The organism is Microcoleus sp. B4-C1 (assembly GCF_036705285.1).
In the GTDB taxonomy this organism is placed as follows: domain Bacteria; phylum Cyanobacteriota; class Cyanobacteriia; order Cyanobacteriales; family Microcoleaceae; genus Microcoleus.
Map to the genome: position 1 here is coordinate 12,909 of NZ_JAUBUC010000056.1, position 20,647 is coordinate 33,555.

The following is a 20,647-nucleotide window of genomic DNA, read 5'->3' on the forward strand; positions in this document are numbered from 1 at the left end:
CTGCACCAGGGAGTTGGTTTTTTTTAAGTCAAAATAAGATGCTCTTTAACTAAAGACAAATCCATCTTACCAAAATTCACAACCAAAGCCACATTGAAATTTTCCAACGATTTGACAAACCACATAATTTCATTAGAAGCTTTACCTTCATAGTGGTTGAACAAAATAGAAAATCGCTTTTCCAACTCTGGTTTTACTTTGCCCGAAAGCAGCACAATTTTCATCAGTAAACCCATTGTCCTGCTGGCGCCGAGGTTGTACACCAAATCGTAAAAAACGTAGTGGCTGGGATGTTGGGAATTTTCCACTACTAAGAAGTTGAACAACTGGTTGCAAGTACGAACTAACAATGGATTATTGAATTTCACCGAGTCATTTTCTCGCAATGTATTTTTGATTTGTTTGTACAAACGGTCATTAAATTGACGCCCGCCGTATTCTGGTTCGATAGACGATATTAAATATTCATATAAATCCACTTTAAATGAGGCGTAAGATGGAGTTTTTCGGGAATCTCTCAGGAAAAATTGAGCCGCTTCTTTGTAGGTGCGATCGCCTGCTACTTTTCCGGCAAATTCCCTGACCGCTAAGTGCAGTTCTGCATCGTTCAAAAGTGTGGGATTAGCCGCTCGCTGTACAATTCCTATTTCTGTATTTCTCGGCTCAACCATATAATTCAAATATTTAGACAAATGTGTTTCAAATTGTCGCTGTCTTTGAAATGCCAGTTTTTGGATGGTTTGTTGGTCTTCCTCAATGCTGTCCTTGCTCAGTAGAGAATAGCCGTACAAATAAGGATACCGACAGATCAATTCGCCCAAAGGAAAATCTGTATCTTGTTGCTGCAGTTCCGCATCTCTATCTAAGGCTTTTACTAAGCGCTCTATAGTCTGGAATTCTTCACTTTTATTAAAAAATTTTATTTGTTCTTGTAAGCGCTTGACTATGTAAAATTCCATCCCGAATCGGGGAGAAGTCTGCTTAAATAAAGATACCAACTTGGCGATCGCGAACTGATTTTGTGATTGCAATTGCCAGCGGTTGATGGGGATGTAGCAGCAGCGGTGGAGCAGATATTTAAAGTCCTGATCCGATCGCTTGACGGAGACTATACTATACAAAGTTGCTTCAATCTCTCGATCGGGATAGCCCATGCCGTCGATGAATAGCTTTCGGAACCGCTCGATCACCTGTGCGGGGGATTCTGTTTCCACGCAGGAGACGATGTGATCGTACAATCTCTGTTCGTTGTTGCCAGTTGGAAGACTCTCTGAGGGTGGGGTGAGGATGTGGCTGTCTGCATCTGTGTCTACGCTGCTGTCTGCAACTTGTGCGACAACCACTGTGGGTTTTTTCCCAAAAGTTCGATCGGGATTCAAGAACCAATAGTGTTCTTGGCTTAATTGTTTGTCCTCCGCCCAATCCAAAGCTGACTGCAAACTTTCCCCTGTCAATAACAGTGATTCATCTTCGCGGTCTGAAGCCAGCCATGCTGCTAGGGCCAAGCGGTAAGGAGCCAATTTTCCCAGCTCTTTTTCCACCCAGAACTGATTAAAAACTGACTGATAAATTAGGTTGGAAACTATTAATTTACCCTCAAATTTAACAACCAGTCCTGACAGTTGCAATTCGAGTTTTTCGGGAGAGTAATCTGCTGGTACTCCCTGGGATTCTCCCGGTTTTGTTGCCTTGGGCGGTTGCAAAGCTTGCTGGTACAGCGTTAACAGCCGCGTGAGGTCGCAGTGGTTATGGAAAATGCGATCGCGTATAGGTATCAAATGTTGGGGTTCGTCTTCTTCTTCCCAATTTTTAATAATTCTGTGTTTGACCAGTTTTTCAACCTGCTGAGCTTCCGAATTTCTGCCAATAAAAGGCCCGTATTCAAGTACCAAGTGGCAAACTTTTTGAGTTAGAAACGGTTGCCCGCCCGTCCAAGCTAATATTTCTTGGAGGACTTTTTGGGGGCGAAAAGCTTTCAGGGCTAATCCTTTTGCTAGCGGCAAACTTTCCTGCAGTTGGAATCGACTTAAATGAATTTGCCGTCCAACATTAAAAGGGTTGCATCTTGGATCTCGGATCAATTCTGAGGGGGCTGCTACTCCCATAACAGCAAAAGTCAGGCGATCGTATTCCGGTTGCTCTGCCCGCTTGGAGTAACAAGCCCGGATCAAAGCAAAAAAATCCTTGGTACTGAAATTTAGGCGGCTGATGCTGTCAATGTCATCTAGAAAAATTACCAGATTTTGCTGAAGTGACTTGAGCAAAACTTTTTCGATAAATATCTCCAATCGCTGCACCGGCGGCAGCAGTTCGCGATCGTTCCACCACTTGATGGCATCAAACCTGTTTGTGATGTGTAAACTGCTGGCCATGCGGTACATGATTCCGCCATACCACTTTTGGGGGGAGATATCTGGGCTGCTGATGCTTCTCAAGTTGATGGCGGCAAAAACTGTACCTTCGGCTTGCAACCTTTTGGCCGTTTGCACTAGCAGGCTGGACTTTCCCATTTGTGGCGAACTCAACACGTAGCAGAAGTCTCCGGCTTTGAGTCCTTCGTAGAGCTCGCTGTCTGCCGATCGCCTGACATAGGTGGGCGCACCGGCAGGCAAATAGCCTCCAACTTGATATTGGTACGTTGAGTTGACGGATGCTGTCATCTGGGAATTCATCAAGATTTTACGCCCCTATGCTGTGCGATCGAAAGGTTACAAATTGGAGTTATGGCCCGCTGATACCATTTTAGATTTTAGATTTTAGATTTTAGATTGGGCAATGACTTATTCAATAAGGGTTTGGAGTTTGCCTGTTGCATTTGCATTGTTTTTTTTTGAATCGGCCTTACTATGGTGGAAAATTTTTTGTTCTTCTTTCTCTATTGTCTACTAGGTCAGCTTTCTTCTCGTCAATCTTTACCGTATCTTTGCAAGCGTTCGCCCCAAATCCTATGATCGGCCCAATTGTACCCCGCCACTTGATTTTTTACACTCGTTCACATAATTAGATGAATTTTCACTCGCTCGGATTGAAAACGCTAAAACGCCGTTTTTTTCACATTTTTTTTACAATAATACTTTAAAATTAACCCGGTGGTATGATGTTGGCAGGGAAACTCATAACCACAGCGCCGTCAACCTTCTGCCTTCAGTTGCGCTTGCCGAATGCTGGAGGAAAAGACAGAGCAATGGCTGCCAATAAAAAACCCCAGCGTTTGGCTGAGGACTGCTTGAGTGGGAGATATCGTTAATCTGCGTTTTTTTAGTTGACTTAGATTGCATGGAATTCCATGCTGCTGACTTTCCCCGGGCTTTCGCGTTCGGGGATTCCTAAGAACAAACTTTTCAGGATGCATCCACAAAAAGTTTAATTCTTAAAGGCGTGGTCAGAAACTGGCTAACCACTCGCTCAACTCTAAAAGTTAAGTCTGTGGCTAATTGTAGAAGATGCGCCCTGATGGCTTAACTACCCGATGGATTAGCACCCTGATGGCATAACTCCCTGATGGATCGACGCCCTGATGGCTTTCGCTCCACTACCCAAAAGATTCGGGTTGGTGGATGATCGTGGACATTAGTAACACGTCACTTCTGGCGTTTCCGATCGCAAGCGGGTGTGCCTGTCTGAATTGATTATGGCAGGCAGATTTATCAGAAGACAAGTGGGCTATTGCATCAACCCATTTCTGACAGATCGGGTGAGCCAAAAAGTGTCAATCTACGCAAATCAGGGTCATCGAACATGAAAAACAGCATCTTAGTATTAGGGGTAATTGCCTCGGCTGGCTTCGGCTTTTTCCAGGCAGGCAGCGCCAGCGCTTCAGCGATCGCCACACAACCTTCATCAGCCAGTAGTTTGACGGCTTGGGAGAGTCGTCCTGACTTTAACTACACTGGAACGAATGAGGATGGGGACCAAGAAGAGGTAAAAACGGGTAAAGGCAGGAAATAATTGGCGCCCGGAGTGTGGTTCGCTCTGATGCGGTTGTGGTTGTAGTTGTGGTGCTTGTTGTCCCAACCGCCTCTGATCGAGGTAGTTAAAACTCGATCCCAAGATCAGTCTACCTAATCCCAGGTGTGGTAATCAGTTTCAGAGAACGGTGGATGGGAAAATAAACAGGTAAGGCGAGTCTGTTGGTGGAGTTTCCCCGCCTATCAACTTCCTTACCTTCTGATGTTCGGGATTTGGATCTGGCACAATCGTATTTCATCTCGTAAAAACCCAATGGAAAATACTCTCGAAACTACCCGCAGACAGCGCGTATTGACAAGAACCCAGGAACGGCGTCAGGCGACACCCAAAGAAAAACAGTTGATTCACCTGCTAGCCAATATGGCTTGCAGCTTGATTAAATACGACTACAAACACGCAGCGGGCAAGGGTACTCTCCCGCCTTCGGAAAGCAAGCGTTTAGCGGAATGGCACTACCTGCGAGTTCAGCAAATTCGCCGGATAGAACGTTCATTGGAGCCCGTAGCAACCCTTAAGCGCGTGTACTACAAGAGCATCCTCAGTCCGAGGGATCTGAAGTCTTTGAAACTGCTGTGGCTGGAGGAGGACAAAAACCGTGTCAAACGGGTCGATCCTGACTTGGACGACATCCTCAGCGAAGCTTTGGATCGGGGAGATACTTTAAAACAGCTATTTCACTCGATCGAAGTCAAAGAACGCACCTTTTCTGCAACTCCTAGCCCAGGCGCCGTGCCGCTTTGGGTCAAAGAGTGGGAAGACTCGGAATATGACATAAACTTTTTTCCGCCTTCCTTCCCTGCATGGGTTTCAATCGTGGACGACTAGGTTCAAAAAAAACTCTTTGGTATGGCATCGATCGTAAATTTCAGATGGTAGACTTATTTGCGATTGCTGACATTGGCGAAAAGTGTGCGATCGGGCGATCGGCTAAACCAGGCGGCGTTGCGCGCAGGCATCCGAGTACAGAGAAGTGAATCGGAGTCAGTACCATTGTACAATGGGGGAAAACCAGGGCTTCAGCTAATAGCTGATAGCTGATAGCTGATAGCTGATAGTTTCTCATGACTGACTCGATTTCTACTTCTCCTCTAGACTCGGCGGCCGATACAGCCGAACTCCGCTCTCAGTTGAGGTCGGGTTCGGAAAAAGCTCAACTGCAACTGCTGCAACAACAAATAGCAGATTCCGGTTGGGATGTATTGATGGAATTTTTATTAGAGCGCAAGTCAGAGGCACCGACTGCGGTAATGGGTAAGGCTTACCAAATTCTTTACAGTGCTAATTCTCCGAGAGCGACGGAGTTTTTGCAAGCGAATTTTCCGACTGGGGTTGTGCCACTGCGATCGGACTCTAACATTGATTACACTCCGCTGCAACAATTATTGGCGTTACAGGAATTTCAAGAAGCCGATCGCTTGACTTTAGACAAGCTTTGTGAATTGGCTGGTGATACAGCTTCTGTGAGAAAGTGGCTGTATTTTACCCAAGTTGAGAGTTTGCCGATAACGGATTTGCAAACAATTAATACGCTGTGGAAAGTTCATTCTGAAGGCAAATTTGGCTTTTCGGTGCAGCGGGAAATTTGGCTCGGTTCGGGCAAGAATTGGGATAAATTGTGGCCGCTAATTGGCTGGAAAAAGGGGAATAATTGGACGCGATACCCGCAAGAGTTTATTTGGGATTTGAGCGCGCCTAGGGGTCATTTGCCGCTGTCGAATCAGTTGCGGGGAGTGCAGCCTTTTGCAGCTTTGATGGCTCATCCTGCCTGGTTGAAGTGAATGATTTTGGGGCTTTTGGAGAATGTGGGGCGGGCTGGATGGCCTGCCCCGCTATGGTTTTTGGGGAATTGGGATTTTGATTTTTGAGGCGCAGAAATTCACAGAAATTCACAGGCGGGATGCCTGCAGGGCGAACGCATCTCAACTTTATGTTAACATAATCTGGTATATTGGAGAATAATTATTGAGTACCTACAAAACATTTAATTAGAGTTTACCCTTTATGAAACTCAAACCTAAAATCACCATCGCCGACCATTTTTCCGACTTAGAAGATCCAAGAATTGAGCGGACGAGACATCATCAATTAATTGATATTATCACCATCTCAATTTGTGCCGTGATTGGCGGTGCTGATACATGGGTGGATATTGAAAGTTGGCGTTGCTGAGTTAGAGTATGAATAGGAGGAATAATTTATGCAATGCCCAGAATGTAAATCAACCCATATCCGCCAAAACGGCAAGAAGAAAGGAAAACAGAATCACATTTGTGTCCAATGTGGTCGTCAATTCATTAATCAGTATGAATCCCACCCTTGGTTATAGCGAGAGCATCAAACGTGATTGCCTAAAAATGTACGTCAATGGTATGGGTTTACGGGCGATAGAACGAGTTAAGGGAGTTCATCATACCACGGTAATAAATTGGGTAAAACAAGTCGGAAAACTGTTACCAGAGGTTTATGACCCTGAAGTCATTCCAGAAGTTGGTGAGCTCGATGAATTACAAACTTATGTAAAAAAAAAACAGACAAAATCTGGTTGTGGACAGCGGTTGACCACTTTCGACCAGGAATTTTAGGATGGGTATTAGGGGATCGTGCGTGCTAAGACATTTGAACCATTATGGAACCAAGTAAGTGCATGGAACTGCTACTTTTATGTAACTGATGGATGGTCTGTATATCCCATGTTTATTCCTGATGAGGATCAGATTATCAGTAAGACTTATAAGCTGTTGCACATTTAAACTGTGATACAAGCATTACCCTTATTTTTAATTTTGCGACCCCATTTAATTATTAATTGCCCTTCATTTAAGAGGCGGTGCAATAAATACTCTAGCTCTTCAATAGATGTAAAAAGTCGATTGGCAATATATTCTTTTGCCGAATGCCATACTAATTCAATTAAGTTATAGTCGGGGCTGTATTCGGGGAGAAATTCTAAATGAAGGTTAGGCATTTCTGTTTCAATTATTTTCAGGTACTCTTCTTTCTTATGAAAACTAGCATTATCAAGAATAATCACTATTTTCGCTCCTTTTTCAGCAAATTCTGAGGCTTGATTCCCTGCTGATACCCATTCATTGATTAGCTCTTCATAAAAGAGTTTTAGCACTTGATAAAAATTATATGAATTGCCTTTTTTGAGGAACTCTACCCACCTTTTTTTATCCGAATTCCTCACTCCTCCCATTACATTAACTCTGCCTTTTCTTCTGTCTCCTCGAACCTTTTTTCGGCTGCCTTTTTTACACCAGTTCTTTCTTCGGGTGACTCTTAAACTAAATCCACTCTCGTCCCAAAACCATACCTGTAATCGTTCTGGCGATTCTTTTTCTATTTTTAAATATTCGGCTATCTTTATTTTAAACGCTGTTCTTTTTTCAGGATTTCTCTTGGACTCTAGGCTATACTTAGCCCAGATGTAAACATACTTTTTTTTCTTTAATATCCTCCGAACTTGTCCTCCACTTAATTTTATTCCTGTGGATTCCTCTAAGTATGTTGCTAATCTCTGCGCTGTCCATCGTCCAAAATTATATCCTAATTCTTGAGGGTCTTTTTCTATAGTCTCTAATAATATTTCTATATATTTATCTGTGGCTTTTTTGTGATTTCCCTTCATCCTCTCATCTATTAGACTTTCTAAATTGTCGGGATCTCCCTTTATACACCAATAAGATACTTTGTTTACTGGGTAGTGCCGTGAAGGAAAGCATCAAGAGAATTAAACTGAATTCAAAGAAAGTAGGGGTTTAGACTTGTAAATTAGCATTGTAATGATGCACAAAGCGCCAAATGGCAGCAATATGATTTTCTAATTTTTTAGATAAGGCTAAGCTCTTTCTTACCAATCGAGACACTCGTTGTCGAATAGTTCGGCATTTATAATTTTGTTTATGATGCCGACTTTGACCGTTTCGACTAACTTCTTCCGCACCACAATTAGGGCAACAATTAATTTCTAATGTCATATCACGCTATGGCAAACACTTCTCTAATCATAACGTACTCTGATCCTTTCCTTCAGGGCACTACCGAGAAAACGTACTACAGTTGAACACTCTCTGGCTCCTATTGGTCATTGGCTTTCTTAACCGTGCTCGCTATATTTGACTGCGGAAAAATCTCTTCTCACTACGGCGAGTCCCTGTTGTTCATAATCTTCATGTCATTGCTCGAATGGATAAGGTTCGACCAATTACACCAGGCATAAAGTCGAACTCATGCACTGGCTAATTTCATAAAGTCTTTTTTTGTCCACTCCTAATACTGAACCGACGCCCTAGACTTGCTACTTGCTGAGAGTGGATGTTAATTACTTCACTTAATTCTTGACTGCCACAATTGAGGCAGATTTCCGGTGAGCTAATTTCGGTTCTGTCTACTCGTCCAAACCCTTTTCGGGTTTTTCCCTGATGACCTGGTTGTCCACCTGGTTTCTTTTTTTGGTCTGCTTCTGGTTTAACTGTTGGTTTCTCTGGTTTTTGGAGTAGATCCGTTGATGGGGGTTTTGATGAAGTCTGACTGCTGGTTCGACTTTTGCCCGTAGCAATGGCTAGTTTTTCTTGCAATTCTTCAATAATTTTTTGCAGCCCCAGTACCATTTCTACCAGTTTAGCTTGGCTCAACTGCTCGATTTCGGTTTTTTTCTGCTCTCTCGTGGGTGCGGGCTTTTTCATCCGTTTATTTTACCAGATGCCGCCACTTAAGTTTTTTTGACCTGAATCCTTACAAATGGCAGGGCTTTTTCCATAAGGCTTACAGGGCAGTTAAAAAACTGTCCGAAGTATTGGTGAATGAGTTTTTTTATTTAACCGCAGAGGGCGCAGAGGAAGAGAGGGGAAAGATTGGCAATTTCCCATTTACGTTAGAGTTTTTTGCCCACTATTACTACCCAAGATTGAGCTTCGCGGGGTAAGCCGGGGGGGCGATAGTAGCGATCGACAATTGCAAATCCTGTTTGTTCTAAACAAGGCGCTAAAGTATGATATTCCCATCCGGCTGTATAGCGTTTTCCCGTTGGTCTCTCGTCGTATCCCTCCCAATTTCCCCGGCACATTGACATGACAATTGCACCGCTAACAACTAAGGCTTTGTGCAAATTTTGCAGCACTTTTACCATCTCGTCCCTGGGAACGTGAATTAGGGAAGCATTGGCAAAAATACCGTCAAATTCTGCCTCTGGCAAGTCGAGATTCAGAAAAGATTGTTGCCAAACTTCGCATCCTGACAACTCTTTTGCTATTTCTACAAAAGCTGGAGTTGCATCTAAGCCTACAACTGTGTGTCCTTGGCTTTTGAAGGCTACTAAGTCTCGTCCCGGCCCGCATCCTATATCGAGAATTTTACCGGGATTGCGGGGCATAGCAGCGGTCAATGCGGATCGATTTTGGGATACGTCGTGATGCCAAGTTCCTTCTCGGAAAGATTCGGCAGTTAGCTGGTATTCTGCGATAGTAATTTCTTCGCGTTTGTCCACAATTTCCCCCTCTTGTATTATTTTAGATTTTAGATTTTAGATTTTAGATTGAAGAATGTAAACCGTAGAAACCGGGTTTCTGGCTACAATTTAAGAACTTACGGCTTACCCATTTGCTACCTCAGAAACCCGGTTTCTCTTGCCCATGTGTAAACGTGAAATAGAGATATTGGGTAGGAACACGGCACTGCCGTGTCCTACTCTATTTCATCTGATTGAAAACTGGTATAAGAGTTAAACAACCAGGGTTTTTTGTTCAGATTTGGTAACTGCTGAATCAACCTCTAAGAGAGAACCTTCGGGGGATTCGATCGCAAATCCCGCATCTTGAATCATGTCCCAATCTTGATGGGCAGCTTGTCCGGGAGTTGTCAGATAATCGCCAACAAAGATAGAATTAGCAGGGTAGAGTCCGAGAGGTTGCAGCGATCGCAAATGCACTTCTCGTCCCCCAGCAATCCGAATTTCTTGACTGGGAAGCAAAAATCGGAACAAACAGAGAATTCGCAAACATTGGCGGGGAGTTAACCTGTTCACATCTGCAAATGGTGTGCCGGGAATCGGAATGAAAAAGTTAACTGGCACGCTAGTAACGCCCAACTTGCGAAGCGAAAGCGCTAAATCGATCGCATCATCATCCGATTCGCCCATCCCCAAAATTCCGCCGGAACAAGTTGTGATTCCCGCTGCTTTTACGTGTTCGACGGTTTCCACCCGATCGCCAAAAGTGTGAGTGGTGCAAATGTCCGTGTGATATGATTCGGAAGTATTGAGATTGTGATTTACGCGATCGACTCCAGCTTTAGCCAGCCGGTGAGTTTGCTCCTCGCTCAACAATCCCAAACAAGCGCAAATTTTTAGGTTATAATTTGCCTTCACAGTCTCGACAGCATCCAAAACGCGATCGAAAGTAGATGCGTTAGGTTGGCGGCCCGAAATCACCAAACAAAACGTACCAGCTTTTAAATCTGCTGCGCGTTGGGCGGCATCCAGAATTTTCTCCTTAGCTAAAAGCGGATATTTCTCAATTTCCGCAGTCGAAATTTTTGACTGAGAACAATAATGGCAATCTTCAGGACAAAGGCCACTTTGAGCATTTAACAAATAGTGCAGCCTGACTCGGTTTCCCCAGTAGTGGCGGCGCACCCGATAAGCTGCGTTTAGTTGTTCCAGCAAAACCTCATCCGGTGCGCGCAATACGGCTAAAGATTGCTCGCGAGAGAGACATTTGCCCGCCAGCGCGTCGTCAGCCAAATCGTTCCAATTGGGTAAATTCATTACTAAAATTAAAGGGTTTACAGAGTATCCAAAACCTGACGAATCACCCGATAAATCGATTCTAGTTCATCAGGAGAAATGCAGTAGGGAGGCATCAAGTAAAGCGTATTTCCCAAGGGGCGGAGCAAAAACCCCGCTTCGAGAAATCTGGCTTTCAATACAGGAGCAATGTCATTAAAATAACCGGAAATGCTTTCCGTTTTCACATCCATTGCTACGATGGTGCCACAAGTCCGAATCCGTTCGAGTTTAGGATGATTTCTCAGCCATTGATTCAGGGATTTGTGGTGGAGTTTTTCCATCCCTTGATACACATTTGGGTTTTGCTCCAAAAGCTCCAAGGATGCTACACTCACCGCACAAGCTAAGGGATTTCCGGTGTAAGAATGACCGTGAAAAAAAGCTTTGTCCCATTCATCTCGCCAGAAAGCTTGATAAATATCCTCCGACGCCATTGTGACAGCAATTGGCAAACAGCCACCAGATAATCCTTTAGACAAACACAGGATATCCGGTGAAGTTGCAGATTTAACCGAGGCAAACAGTTTGCCCGTGCGCCCAAAACCCGTCATTACTTCATCGTAAATCAACAATACATTAAACTGGCGGGCAAGTTGTGCGATCGCCTGCAAAAACTCAGGGCGGCACATTCGCATCCCCCCAGAACCTTGCACCAAAGGTTCGATAAAAATTCCCGCATAGCCGCCCTGCTTTAACAAAAACTCCAATTTCTCTAAACTCGCGGCCTCCTTGCTTTCCACCTCCTCATCGCCGTCAAAAGTTGCCGGAAAAGGAACAACATCCCCAGCAAACATTAAAGGTGCAAAAGATTCCCACCACAGCGAACTTCTGCCAGCCGACATCGCGCCCACAGTATCGCCGTGATAACCTCCCTCAAAACTAATAAAGCTAGTGCGATTAGTTTCTCCGATATTTTGCCAATATTGAAATGCCATTTTCAGAGCAACTTCAACAGCAGTCGAGCCGTTATCAGAAAAGAAAATCCGCGTTAAAGAAGCAGGCGTATGAGTTAGCAATTTATTGGCAAGTTTCTCGGCAGGTTCGTGAGTAAACCCCGCAAAAATTACGTGTTCTAACTTTTGGGCTTGTTCGTAAAGAGCCTCAGCGAGAACCGGATGGCTGTGCCCGTGAACAGTCACCCACCAACTAGAAATGCAGTCGAGAATTTGCCGCCCGTCTGCTAATTCCAGCACCGCTCCTTTGCCGCGAATTACCTTCAGTGGCGGGGCAGCCGTTTTCATTTGCGTGAAGGGCTGCCAAATCGGTGAATTTGAAGAATTCTGTTCCTGATTCGCAGTCATTTTTGCCCCGATTACTAATATTAACCTGCCTTTTAATATAGCAATAATAACGACCTTATGAACTTTTTATTTTTGATTCTTTCTTCTTCTCTTCCTACGTGTCCTTAGCGTCTTCGCGGTTCGTTCAAAAAAAATCTAGTTTGGTGTCGAGGGCGGCTGCGCTGTAACGTCTGCCGCCATCTCACTTATTCCCGGGCGATGGTTAAAATTGTCAGTTACAATTTTCGACCTTTCAGCAAATAAGTTGTCATAGCTCCTTTGCCTTTAACATTAATTTTACCGCGCTTTTCCAACAAATACTTATCGCACAGCAATTCATAAGTTGAGTTGCTAACTTGAATTTTACCCGGAAGTCCCTGAGATTCCATGCGGCTTGCTGTATTCACAGCATCTCCCCACAAATCGTAAATAAACTTTTTAGTGCCGATGACACCTGCTACAACAGGCCCAGTATTAATGCCAATGCGGATATTGAGAGGTTTACCGCATTCGTCGCGGAATTTCATAATTTCTTGCTGCATTTCCAGGGCCATTTCGGCAATAGATTCGGCGTGATTTGTACAGGGAAGCGGCAAACCGCCTGCTACCATATAATTGTCGCCGATCGTCTTAATTTTTTCTAAGCCGTATTGTTCGCTTAAGCGATCGAAAGATGAAAATATTTTGTTAAGCAACTCGACTAATTCTTCAGGAGATGTGCGCGAAGATATTTCGGTAAAGCCCACAATATCAGCAAACAAAACCGTAACTTCGGCAAATCCGTCCGCAATATTTATCTGACCTTGTTTTAGGCGATCGGCAATCATTACTGGTAATATATTTAGTAATAAACGTTCCGACTTTTCTTGTTCGGCGCGCAATACTTCCTCAGCTTGTTTCCGCTGTGCAATTTCCTGGTATACTCGGTGAAACATTTGATTGAAGGCGACCATGAGTTCTCCCAACTCGTCATCCCGCTTGACAGACAGAGAGTAGAAATCAGGTTGTTCTCGATCTTTGCTCAAAGCGTCTCCAGCAGCGATCAAGTCATCGCGCAATCTCAAGATAGGTGAAATTACTGTCAGCCCTAAAAACAACATAGTCACAGAAGTGACAAAGGCTGATATAATGATGACTAGAACAGCAATCCGTCCGATAAATGCGTAGAGTTCCGGCTGGACTGTGGAAGCATCGTGGCGAACAATTAAGATGTAATCGCCTCCCAAATGTCGCTCCGTCCAAGCAATATCGTACCTCTTGCCATCGAAATTGTGATTGTGAACTATACGAGATTCTTTTAGTTGCTCTAAACTGATTTCTGGGGGTTCGCCAAGTGTATATATTAGTTCACCGTTAGCTTGGTAAATAGATAGTCCTAAGACTACTTGAGAATCCTTAGTAATATTTTTTACTTCTTCTTGCAATAAAGTGCGATCGGAAATATCTTGTTGGAGCACAAACTCTAGGGAATCAACAGTTGCCCGAGATACCTGTTCCAGTTGGCTTAAAAGTTCATTTTCTCGCCGAAAATAAGAGGGAACTAAAATAATTCCTTCTATGACAAGAATGCTAGCAAATACCCACAAAGCTATTTGCCTAGACAAGCGAGATTGGAAAAATTTCAAGAATGATAAAATTGACAAGGGCATAAAATTTACTATTTGGCAAATGGCTAATGTAGGACATAGGAAAAAAACCGGGTTTCTGGTAATCAATTTTGGGTTGTCAACGAAGCAACCGCGCAAAAACCGGGTTCTCACATCCCCTGTGTAATTCCTGTAATAGTCCGCCGTCAGCAGTCAGCAGCGACTAACTGTTAGTTCTTGGCTGCTTGCTGCTGACTAATGACTGATCGCTCTCGACTAACTAGCAGACCCCTTCATAATATAATAAACAAATTAAACCGAAACGGCGCTGACTAGCCTGCCTGCAAGCAGATAAGTATTCATATAGCCCTTGCCTTTGATGTGAATAATTCCTCTGTTTTCAAACAGATACTTATTTTGCAAGATATCGTAAGTTGATTGTGTGACTTGAATCGCGCCTGCAATCCCGTTAGGATGGAGGAAAGCTCAGACATACTTGCCATCGCTATCCCTACGCCGACACCAAATAAAATTGTCAAAGCAAGGAGAATTTGTTTGTAAACTAATTGGCTGATGGCAGCCCGACTGCGAGAAATCAATTGGCGCATGGTATCCTCAAGTCTGAGGTTTAATCTTTATTTCAATTTATGCACTACTAACATAACACTGCTTGTTCAGAGTGTTTTGCTGGCGTCCGGGGTAAAGCAAGACTCTCTGAGTGCAACCGAGGGTCAATCGATTTTAGATTTTAGATTTTAGATTTTAGATTTTAGATTAAAGAATTGAAGCATTGACCCCACGGATAAATTCGGGGGCAAGTTTCATCGGATACAGGTTTTTTATTTCTGGACAGATGAATCACGTGGCGGGTATCGTGGATGCTTTCGGTTAATTATTGTTTACCACGAGTGTTTGGCTTATCCGTAAAAATACGCATAACTATATAGCGGTTTTGTGTTGAGTGAAGTACAGATGATCGGGTAAGGACAGGGCAGTGGCTTGTCCCTACTTCACGCACTTTTTGCTCTATTTCAGTTAGGATAGCAATTGTAGTCTATGGTTGACGATCGTGAATTCTGACTCTACTGTCTCACCTACTAACAACGAAATTTTTCCGGGAGAAGTTTTCGTCAATACTGCAAATTTTGATACAGGCATTCGGCGACTTTTACCTAAGTATGACGAAATGCTGGATGTATTAGCCGACTGCATTGCTAACACAAACCACCGCATTTTAGAACTCGGCTGCGGTACGGGTGAACTCACTTTAAAAGTTCTCCAACGCTACCCGTCTGCGGAAATAGTGGCTGTCGATTACTCGCCGCGAATGCTTGATTTTGCCCGCGCCAAAATAGAGTATGCAGGATACGCAGCCCGGTGGACTGGCATAGAAATGGATTTTGGAGAATGGGCGAACAATCCAAATTTCTCAGGCTTGGGCGATAAATTCAATGCTTGCATTTCATCTCTGGCAATTCACCATCTTGAGGACGAAATGAAGTTAAAATTGTTTCAACGGATTCGCGAAAGTTTAAATGCTGGTGGCTGTTTTTGGAATGCCGATCCTCTTTTAGCAGAATCAGCAGCAATGAAAGATATTTATCAAGCGGCGCGAGAAGATTGGGCGCGAAATCAAGGGGAAACGTTAGCACAAATTCGGGCAAATGTGGGGACGAGTGTCTCTTACGGGTATTCTAATCCCGATCGCCTAGCTACACTTTCGGCACAGTTGGAAATGCTGGTAAAAGCTAGATTTGACACTGTTGCAGTGCCTTGGAAATACTACGGTATGGCAGTGTTTGGGGGATTTTTTCATTGAAAAAAGCAGTCCGGGAGGCAGAACTTCTATGTGTAGGGTGCGCCTGGACGCACCTTAATGCTTAAAGAAAGATTGCAGTTAGTATTTTATGTTACTAAGTTCGGCTTGAGAAAATATATAATACTCCCAGGATGGAGTAAACAAAATGACTGCAACTGCGATTCAAAGTATTGACTGGGATGCTTTTTCTTCGGAACTATCGGGAATTGAAATAATTAGCGATCGCGCGCAAGTTGTCAAGCTATCTCAAGACTACTATCACTTCAGTCCTGTTTTGCAACCTCTCTTAAGTGATAAAACAGGAGATTTAGTAGTTCGTCCCGCCAGCGAAGCCGATGTTTTGCGGATTGCTGCGGCCTGCGTCAAATTCAAAATTCCGCTAACTGTTAGAGGTGCAGGAACGGGCAATTACGGGCAGTGTATTCCCCTCAAGGGCGGCGTCATTTTAGATACCAGCAAAATGAACAGTATCCGCTGGATAAAACCGGGTTTAGCTTGCGTAGAACCAGGGGTGAAAATGTCGGTTTTCGACAAACAAGCGCGAGAAACTGGTTGGGAATTGCGGATGGTTCCCTCAACCTATCGCACCGCAACGATTGGGGGATTTATCGGCGGCGGTAGCGGGGGAATTGGTTCGATAACTTACGGGCAATTGCGCGATCGGGGAAATCTTCATGCCGTTCGAGTAGTTACAATGGAAGACGAGCCCCGCGTCATCGAATTGCGCGGCGATGAAGTGCAAAAAGTCAATCACGCTTACGGCACAAATGGGATTATTACTGAGTTAGAAATTCCCCTCGCCCCTGCTTATGCTTGGGCGGAAATCATCGTCGCTTTTGACGATTTTATGACATCGGCTAACTTCGGTCAAGCTTTGGGCGATGCTGACGGGATTATCAAAAAACTAATTTGTGTTTGTGCTTGGCCGATTCCTGCTTATTTTGCTGCTTTCCGCGAGGAGATTCCTGAAGGTAAGCACTGCGCTTTGTTAATGGTAGCTGAATCTTGTCTGGAACCGCTGCAAGATTTGGTGCGCGAATATGGCGGCACAATTTGCTATCAAAAAAACGCGCAAGCAGCGAGCAAAGGTGCAGCAATTGCTGAATTTACTTGGAATCATACAACTCTCCACGCACGCAGCGCTGACCCGTCTCTGACTTATTTGCAGACGCTTTTTCCCGCAGATAAAGGTTTGAAATTGATTGAGGAACTGTATAATTTTTATGGGGATGAGGTGATGATGCACTTGGAGTTTTTGCGGATGAATGGCAGGGCGATCGCTGCGGCTTTGCAAATAGTTCGCTACACTACGGAATCACGGCTCAATGAAATTATTCGCTATCATGAAGAGCAAGGCGCGCTGATTGCTAATCCTCACACTTATATATTGGAAGATGGAGGGATGAAAAGTATTAATGTGGAACAGTTGCAGTTTAAAGAGTTGGTCGATCCTTACGGTTTGCTTAATCCGGGTAAAATGCGGGCGTGGTTGGAACGGGATTAAGGGGGATGGTTTTTAGATCGTTCGGCGGTTGAAACCGCTGCTAGACAAACGAAGTCCGCCTTCGCGGACTAATAAATAAAGATTAAAACTTGGCGGTTGAAACCGCTGCTAGACAAACGAAGTCCGCCTTCGCGGACTAAGAAATCAATTTAAGGGACAGGGGCGGTAATTTCTGTAGGTGCGATCGCCCCTGGTGTAGGTACTGCTTGCTTTTCCAGTAGTAGGCGCTGTTTGTTCCGAAATTCGGCGGCCGCATCGTTCAAATTTTGGCGCTGTTCGCTATTAAATTCTTCCATGCTGCGACCGCCGCCCAATTTGGATCTGTGAATTAAATCAAATATTCCGCTTCCGCTGCTGCGGCCGGAAAAGGGGTCGGTATTGTCTTGAGTTTGAAAGTCTTGCAGCGGTTGGGCATTATTTAAACCGCTGGCTTGAGCGAAGCTTGCTTGAGGCGAGAACAGAGCACAGGATGCGATCGCGCTTGCAGCAATCCCAATCATCAATTTGCCGGATTTGGAAGTTTTGGGGTTCATAATTTATTAGTTGAATCTTCAAAAAAACAATTCTATCTAAACAATATTCTGACTTGTGACTAAATATTATATTACTTCGCTGGGGCTAAGGACAGGGCAATGCCTTTCGTCGTGTCAACTTAAGCTTTTAGTCCGCCAGTCCTCTCGCTTACCCAAGAGTCCGCCAGGGAATGAATTCCCTGTCTCATAGCGAAAGTCCTCTGAAAGAGGACTGAAGAAGTCATTAGTCCTATGCAAGAGGACTTTGGCTTGGAGGCTGTTGTTTCAACCCCTGACGGACTATCGGTTTTAGCTTAAGTTGACAGGACGAAAGGCATCCTAGAATTGACGGTGCAGGTGAAACGATCGCCCTAAGCAAACCGGCGCCGCAGCAGGGGTTGAATGCTCAGCAGCGCCACCAAATCAAACGCCAGCAGCACTAATAGCGCTCCTCCAAAGGTGACAGTACCCCAAGGAGCCTGCATCACGACACTCGCTAGCGACCAATCGCTGTGCAGGTACAGGTAGCGGATGGGTTCGATCGCATAACTCAGAGGATTGAGAGTCACCACAACTTGCAGCCACTCTGGCATAAATGACAGCGGCGCGAGGGCTGTGCTGGCAAATAACAGCGGCAGGTTAGTAACAAAAATTACCGCTATTAATTCTACGTGACCGGGAAGAGCGAAGGCTAAACCCAGACTCAAGCCGGTGACGCCCAAAACTAATAGCAGGACTATTAGGGCGATCGCCCCTAGTCCGGCAATTCCGGGGAATCCCGCGCCCAAAAACGCGCCTGCTGTAACGATTGTGCCGGTTTGGATAAAGCTGAGGGTGACGATAAAAATAGCCGAAGCCAGGACGATCGAAAATCTCGAAGCCAACGGCGCGACTAACAAGCGGTTGAGAAATCCGAACTCGCGATCGAACATAATCGGCAAACCAGCATTCAGCGCCCCGGCAAATGCTGTAAAAACGATTACACCAGCGCCGAGAAATTGTCCGTAATTCTGGCTTTCGCCGAACAAGCCTGCGGGTGCATTTTCAAACAGAGCTCCGAACAAAACCAACCACATCAGGGGCTGAATAATGCCTGCAACTAGCGTCGAGGGGCGGCGCTGCAATTGAATAAACAGGCGCTTGGTTAAGGCGAGTGTTTCTTGGATGAAGTCGCCCAGCAGGGAAGTGGAAGTGTCAGCGGAGGCTGTGGAGAGTGGCCGCTGCGGGTTGAGGTTGTTGGGGGATGTAACAGTACCGCTCATAATTGCTTGTTGATTAAATCTCACTATCTTTACAGTAGCAAGTCTGGAGGTATTGGTGGTGTTGGGCGGGCGATCGCTCTAAAATTGAGAATAAGCTCATCAAATATGCTAAATAAAAACTTGATTTACTAGGAGGATAAAGCTATGTCATCAAGGGCGATCGCCACTTTGGTCGAAATTATGGAATCTCTGCCGGAAACTCTGCAAGATAGAGTTGTTGAACACCTGCGAGAATACATTCTGAAATCAAATATTACTGTTCCTGTCAACCCCGACGGTAAGTTAGAAATTCCCGCTGAGATTGAAGCTCAACTGAAGCCTGGGGATCGATATGCAGTTACAGTGACAGGGGATAGTATTGTTTTTCAGAAAGTAGCAGGTTTCGACTGGGAGGAACTGCGGCGGCGTAGAGAGTCTTTGCAACCCGATCCTAATCCCCTGACAAAGGTAACAGGTTTTGACTGGGAGGAATGGGAACGGCGAATAGAAGCAGCGAGTCCAGATCCTGATGAGTTAACAATGGAAGAAATTTGCGAACTTGTGCGGGAAGTGCGTCGCGAGAAACGTTCTGAAATAGAGTCGCACCAATGAAAATTGTAGTGGATACTAATATCTTTGTGTCCGGCTGGCTGTGGGGAGGTATCCCAGCTCGTTTATTCAGATTAGCTCGAACTCGTCAACTCATAATTTGTGCTTCTGAACCAATACTAGCAGAATTAGAGAATACTTTGAACAAACAAAAACTCCAGGCGAGATTACAGTCTTTGAGTTTTACCGTTAATGGTTTAATGAGCGGAACACGAGAGTTAGTGGAGATTTATCCGATTTCCACTATCAACGTCCCTGAGTTACGAGATGCTAATGACAATATGATTTTAGGAAGTGCGATGGCTGCTGGTGCCGATGCAATTGTTACGGGCGATCTTGATTTGTTAGTGTTGCAGGAATATGAGGGGATTCCTATTGTTACAGCTAGGGAGTTTTTGGAGCGCTATTTTCCAGAAAATTAGGAGGCGATCGCTCTTGCTGTGACAGTGCTATCCTAGATAAAAGAGCGATCGGAATAGGGAGGAAAAAATCTTGTCAACTATCACCGATATAGGAACTTTAATTAGCCGTCAGCCTGACATACATGGTGGCTGTCCAATTATTGCCGGAACGGGTGTTACAGTCCGGCGCATTGCTATTTGGTACAAGCAAAGTTTGAGTGCAGAAGAAATTGCCGATCGCATCGGGCATTTAACTCTCACCCAAGTTTATGCAGCTTTGACTTATTATCATGCTAACCGAGAGGAAATTGATGCTGATATTGCAGCGGAAGAAGCAGAAGCCGATCGAATAGAAGCCTTGATTTGCGATCGTCAGATTCCAAAGCAGCCGACAGATATAGCTTTAGAAATACCAACAATAGCCAACTCTCCCAGCCGCCGAGAATTTATGCAATTGCCGCTAGAAGAGAGGCGAAAGATTCTAGCAAAACAAGCTGAGGTAATGTTGCAACATTATCAGGAAGATAGAGAATGGCAAGAATTAGAAGCAGGAGATTTAATTGACTACTAACTCTCTTTTTCCTAAACGAGGTGATATTTGGTTTGCTAATTTTGACCCAACTGTGGGAGCAGAAATCAAAAAAGTCCGTCCGTCTGTAGTGGTAAGTTCTGATAGTGTTGGCAAGTTACCACTGAAATTGGCTGCACCTATCACAGATTGGAAAGAATATTATGCTGGTAATATCTGGCACATTAAGATTGACCCAGATATTGCTAATGGTTTAACGAAAGTTTCGGCAGTGGACCTGTTGCAATTACGGGGTATGGATGTACAAAGATTCATTCGTAAAATAGGAGAACTTTCGACTACTGATATGGAGGAAATTGCCAGGGCGATCGCGGCTGTAGTAGAGTATCAGTAGTTACTGATTAAGGGCG

At 44.5% G+C, this 20,647-nt stretch carries 19 protein-coding genes and 6 pseudogenes; 12 read left to right on the forward strand and 13 right to left on the reverse strand.

Translation table 11 applies throughout. The features are described 5' to 3' along the window. Positions 1-23: 23 nt before the first annotated feature. Positions 24-2,660, reverse strand: coding sequence for an AAA-like domain-containing protein (locus QUB26_RS20895; protein WP_333244199.1), 2,637 nt, complete (start codon positions 2,658-2,660; stop codon positions 24-26). 1,078 nt (positions 2,661-3,738) lie between these two features. On the opposite strand from QUB26_RS20895, the gene QUB26_RS20900 reads away from it, so the two are divergent. Continuing rightward, entirely contained in the window at positions 3,739-3,948 is a 210-nt protein-coding gene (locus tag QUB26_RS20900) for a hypothetical protein (protein ID WP_333058256.1), read from the forward strand. A 273-nt stretch (positions 3,949-4,221) separates the two neighbouring features. Next, positions 4,222-4,794 (forward strand): hypothetical protein, encoded by a 573-nt coding sequence (locus QUB26_RS20905; protein WP_333058257.1) that lies wholly within the window; start codon positions 4,222-4,224, stop codon positions 4,792-4,794. 40 nt (positions 4,795-4,834) lie between these two features. Here QUB26_RS20905 and QUB26_RS20910 read toward each other — a convergent pair whose 3' ends face one another. Then, positions 4,835-5,032, reverse strand: a complete 198-nt coding sequence (locus QUB26_RS20910) for a hypothetical protein (protein ID WP_333212647.1) — start codon at positions 5,030-5,032, stop codon at positions 4,835-4,837. On the opposite strand from QUB26_RS20910, the gene QUB26_RS20915 reads away from it, so the two are divergent. The 3 genes and pseudogenes from QUB26_RS20915 to QUB26_RS20925 all read left to right on the forward strand — a co-directional run. Continuing rightward, entirely contained in the window at positions 5,031-5,747 is a 717-nt protein-coding gene (locus QUB26_RS20915; protein WP_333244202.1) for a GUN4 N-terminal ARM-like repeat domain-containing protein, read from the forward strand. The two genes, QUB26_RS20910 and QUB26_RS20915, sit on opposite strands and share 2 nt — an antisense overlap. Before the next feature lie 223 nt (positions 5,748-5,970). Further along, a pseudogene (locus QUB26_RS20920) lies at positions 5,971-6,129 on the forward strand (transposase family protein); the annotation flags it as partial. 37 nt (positions 6,130-6,166) lie between these two features. Beyond that, a pseudogene (locus QUB26_RS20925) lies at positions 6,167-6,701 on the forward strand (IS1 family transposase); the annotation flags it as partial. A 14-nt stretch (positions 6,702-6,715) separates the two neighbouring features. On the opposite strand, the pseudogene QUB26_RS20930 reads toward QUB26_RS20925, so the two are convergent. The 3 pseudogenes from QUB26_RS20930 to QUB26_RS32075 form a co-directional block, all read right to left on the reverse strand. Then, positions 6,716-7,660 (reverse strand): annotated as a pseudogene (locus QUB26_RS20930) (IS630 family transposase); the annotation flags it as partial. Between the two features lie 70 nt (positions 7,661-7,730). Then, positions 7,731-7,853, reverse strand: a pseudogene (locus tag QUB26_RS20935) (IS1 family transposase); the annotation flags it as partial. A 9-nt stretch (positions 7,854-7,862) separates the two neighbouring features. After that, positions 7,863-7,949: pseudogene (locus QUB26_RS32075) on the reverse strand (hypothetical protein); the annotation flags it as partial. Positions 7,950-8,003: 54 nt separating this feature from the next. Here QUB26_RS32075 and QUB26_RS20940 point away from each other — a divergent pair. Next, positions 8,004-8,214 (forward strand): annotated as a pseudogene (locus QUB26_RS20940) (hypothetical protein); the annotation flags it as partial. 2 nt (positions 8,215-8,216) lie between these two features. Here QUB26_RS20940 and QUB26_RS20945 read toward each other — a convergent pair. From QUB26_RS20945 to QUB26_RS20970, 6 genes are all read right to left on the reverse strand, one after another. Continuing rightward, positions 8,217-8,657, reverse strand: a complete 441-nt coding sequence (locus QUB26_RS20945; protein WP_333244205.1) for a DUF6444 domain-containing protein — start codon at positions 8,655-8,657, stop codon at positions 8,217-8,219. A gap of 188 nt (positions 8,658-8,845) precedes the next feature. Next, complete coding sequence (locus QUB26_RS20950; RefSeq protein ID WP_333244208.1) at positions 8,846-9,457, reverse strand: class I SAM-dependent methyltransferase; 612 nt, start codon at positions 9,455-9,457, stop codon at positions 8,846-8,848. 234 nt (positions 9,458-9,691) lie between these two features. Beyond that, the gene (gene bioB / locus QUB26_RS20955; protein ID WP_333319534.1) at positions 9,692-10,735 is read right to left on the reverse strand and encodes a biotin synthase BioB; all 1,044 of its coding nucleotides are present in this window, start codon (positions 10,733-10,735) and stop codon (positions 9,692-9,694) included. A 17-nt stretch (positions 10,736-10,752) separates the two neighbouring features. Continuing rightward, positions 10,753-12,057, reverse strand: a complete 1,305-nt coding sequence (bioA, locus tag QUB26_RS20960) for an adenosylmethionine--8-amino-7-oxononanoate transaminase (protein WP_333319536.1) — start codon at positions 12,055-12,057, stop codon at positions 10,753-10,755. Between the two features lie 215 nt (positions 12,058-12,272). Then, positions 12,273-13,685: an adenylate/guanylate cyclase domain-containing protein gene (locus QUB26_RS20965; RefSeq protein WP_333244217.1), complete on the reverse strand. Its 1,413-nt coding sequence runs from the start codon at positions 13,683-13,685 to the stop codon at positions 12,273-12,275. Positions 13,686-13,934: 249 nt separating this feature from the next. Then, positions 13,935-14,087 (reverse strand): adenylate/guanylate cyclase domain-containing protein, encoded by a 153-nt coding sequence (locus tag QUB26_RS20970; protein ID WP_333054555.1) that lies wholly within the window; start codon positions 14,085-14,087, stop codon positions 13,935-13,937. Positions 14,088-14,691: 604 nt separating this feature from the next. Between QUB26_RS20970 and QUB26_RS20975 the strand changes: the two genes are divergently transcribed. Together QUB26_RS20975 and QUB26_RS20980 are read left to right on the forward strand one after the other, a co-directional pair. Further along, the gene (locus QUB26_RS20975; RefSeq protein ID WP_333319538.1) at positions 14,692-15,441 is read left to right on the forward strand and encodes a class I SAM-dependent methyltransferase; all 750 of its coding nucleotides are present in this window, start codon (positions 14,692-14,694) and stop codon (positions 15,439-15,441) included. 145 nt (positions 15,442-15,586) lie between these two features. Beyond that, positions 15,587-16,945 carry an FAD-binding oxidoreductase gene (locus QUB26_RS20980; protein WP_333319540.1) on the forward strand — a complete coding sequence of 453 codons (1,359 nt, stop codon included), beginning with the start codon at positions 15,587-15,589 and terminating at the stop codon, positions 16,943-16,945. 149 nt (positions 16,946-17,094) lie between these two features. Here the strand turns inward: QUB26_RS20980 and QUB26_RS20985 are convergent, their stop codons facing one another. Next, positions 17,095-17,478 (reverse strand): hypothetical protein, encoded by a 384-nt coding sequence (locus tag QUB26_RS20985; protein WP_333244225.1) that lies wholly within the window; start codon positions 17,476-17,478, stop codon positions 17,095-17,097. A 350-nt stretch (positions 17,479-17,828) separates the two neighbouring features. Continuing rightward, positions 17,829-18,719 (reverse strand): ABC transporter permease, encoded by an 891-nt coding sequence (locus QUB26_RS20990; RefSeq protein WP_333319562.1) that lies wholly within the window; start codon positions 18,717-18,719, stop codon positions 17,829-17,831. A 144-nt stretch (positions 18,720-18,863) separates the two neighbouring features. Here QUB26_RS20990 and QUB26_RS20995 point away from each other — a divergent pair, with 144 nt between their 5' ends. From QUB26_RS20995 to QUB26_RS21010, 4 genes are all read left to right on the forward strand, one after another. Further along, positions 18,864-19,310: a hypothetical protein gene (locus tag QUB26_RS20995; RefSeq protein ID WP_333319542.1), complete on the forward strand. Its 447-nt coding sequence runs from the start codon at positions 18,864-18,866 to the stop codon at positions 19,308-19,310. After that, complete coding sequence (locus QUB26_RS21000; protein ID WP_333319544.1) at positions 19,307-19,729, forward strand: putative toxin-antitoxin system toxin component, PIN family; 423 nt, start codon at positions 19,307-19,309, stop codon at positions 19,727-19,729. The genes QUB26_RS20995 and QUB26_RS21000 overlap by 4 nt, the downstream gene beginning before the upstream one ends. A gap of 70 nt (positions 19,730-19,799) precedes the next feature. After that, positions 19,800-20,279 carry a DUF433 domain-containing protein gene (locus QUB26_RS21005; RefSeq protein WP_333319546.1) on the forward strand — a complete coding sequence of 160 codons (480 nt, stop codon included), beginning with the start codon at positions 19,800-19,802 and terminating at the stop codon, positions 20,277-20,279. Then, positions 20,269-20,631: a type II toxin-antitoxin system PemK/MazF family toxin gene (locus QUB26_RS21010; RefSeq protein ID WP_333319549.1), complete on the forward strand. Its 363-nt coding sequence runs from the start codon at positions 20,269-20,271 to the stop codon at positions 20,629-20,631. Before QUB26_RS21005 ends, QUB26_RS21010 begins: the two co-directional genes overlap by 11 nt. Positions 20,632-20,647 lie beyond the last annotated feature (16 nt).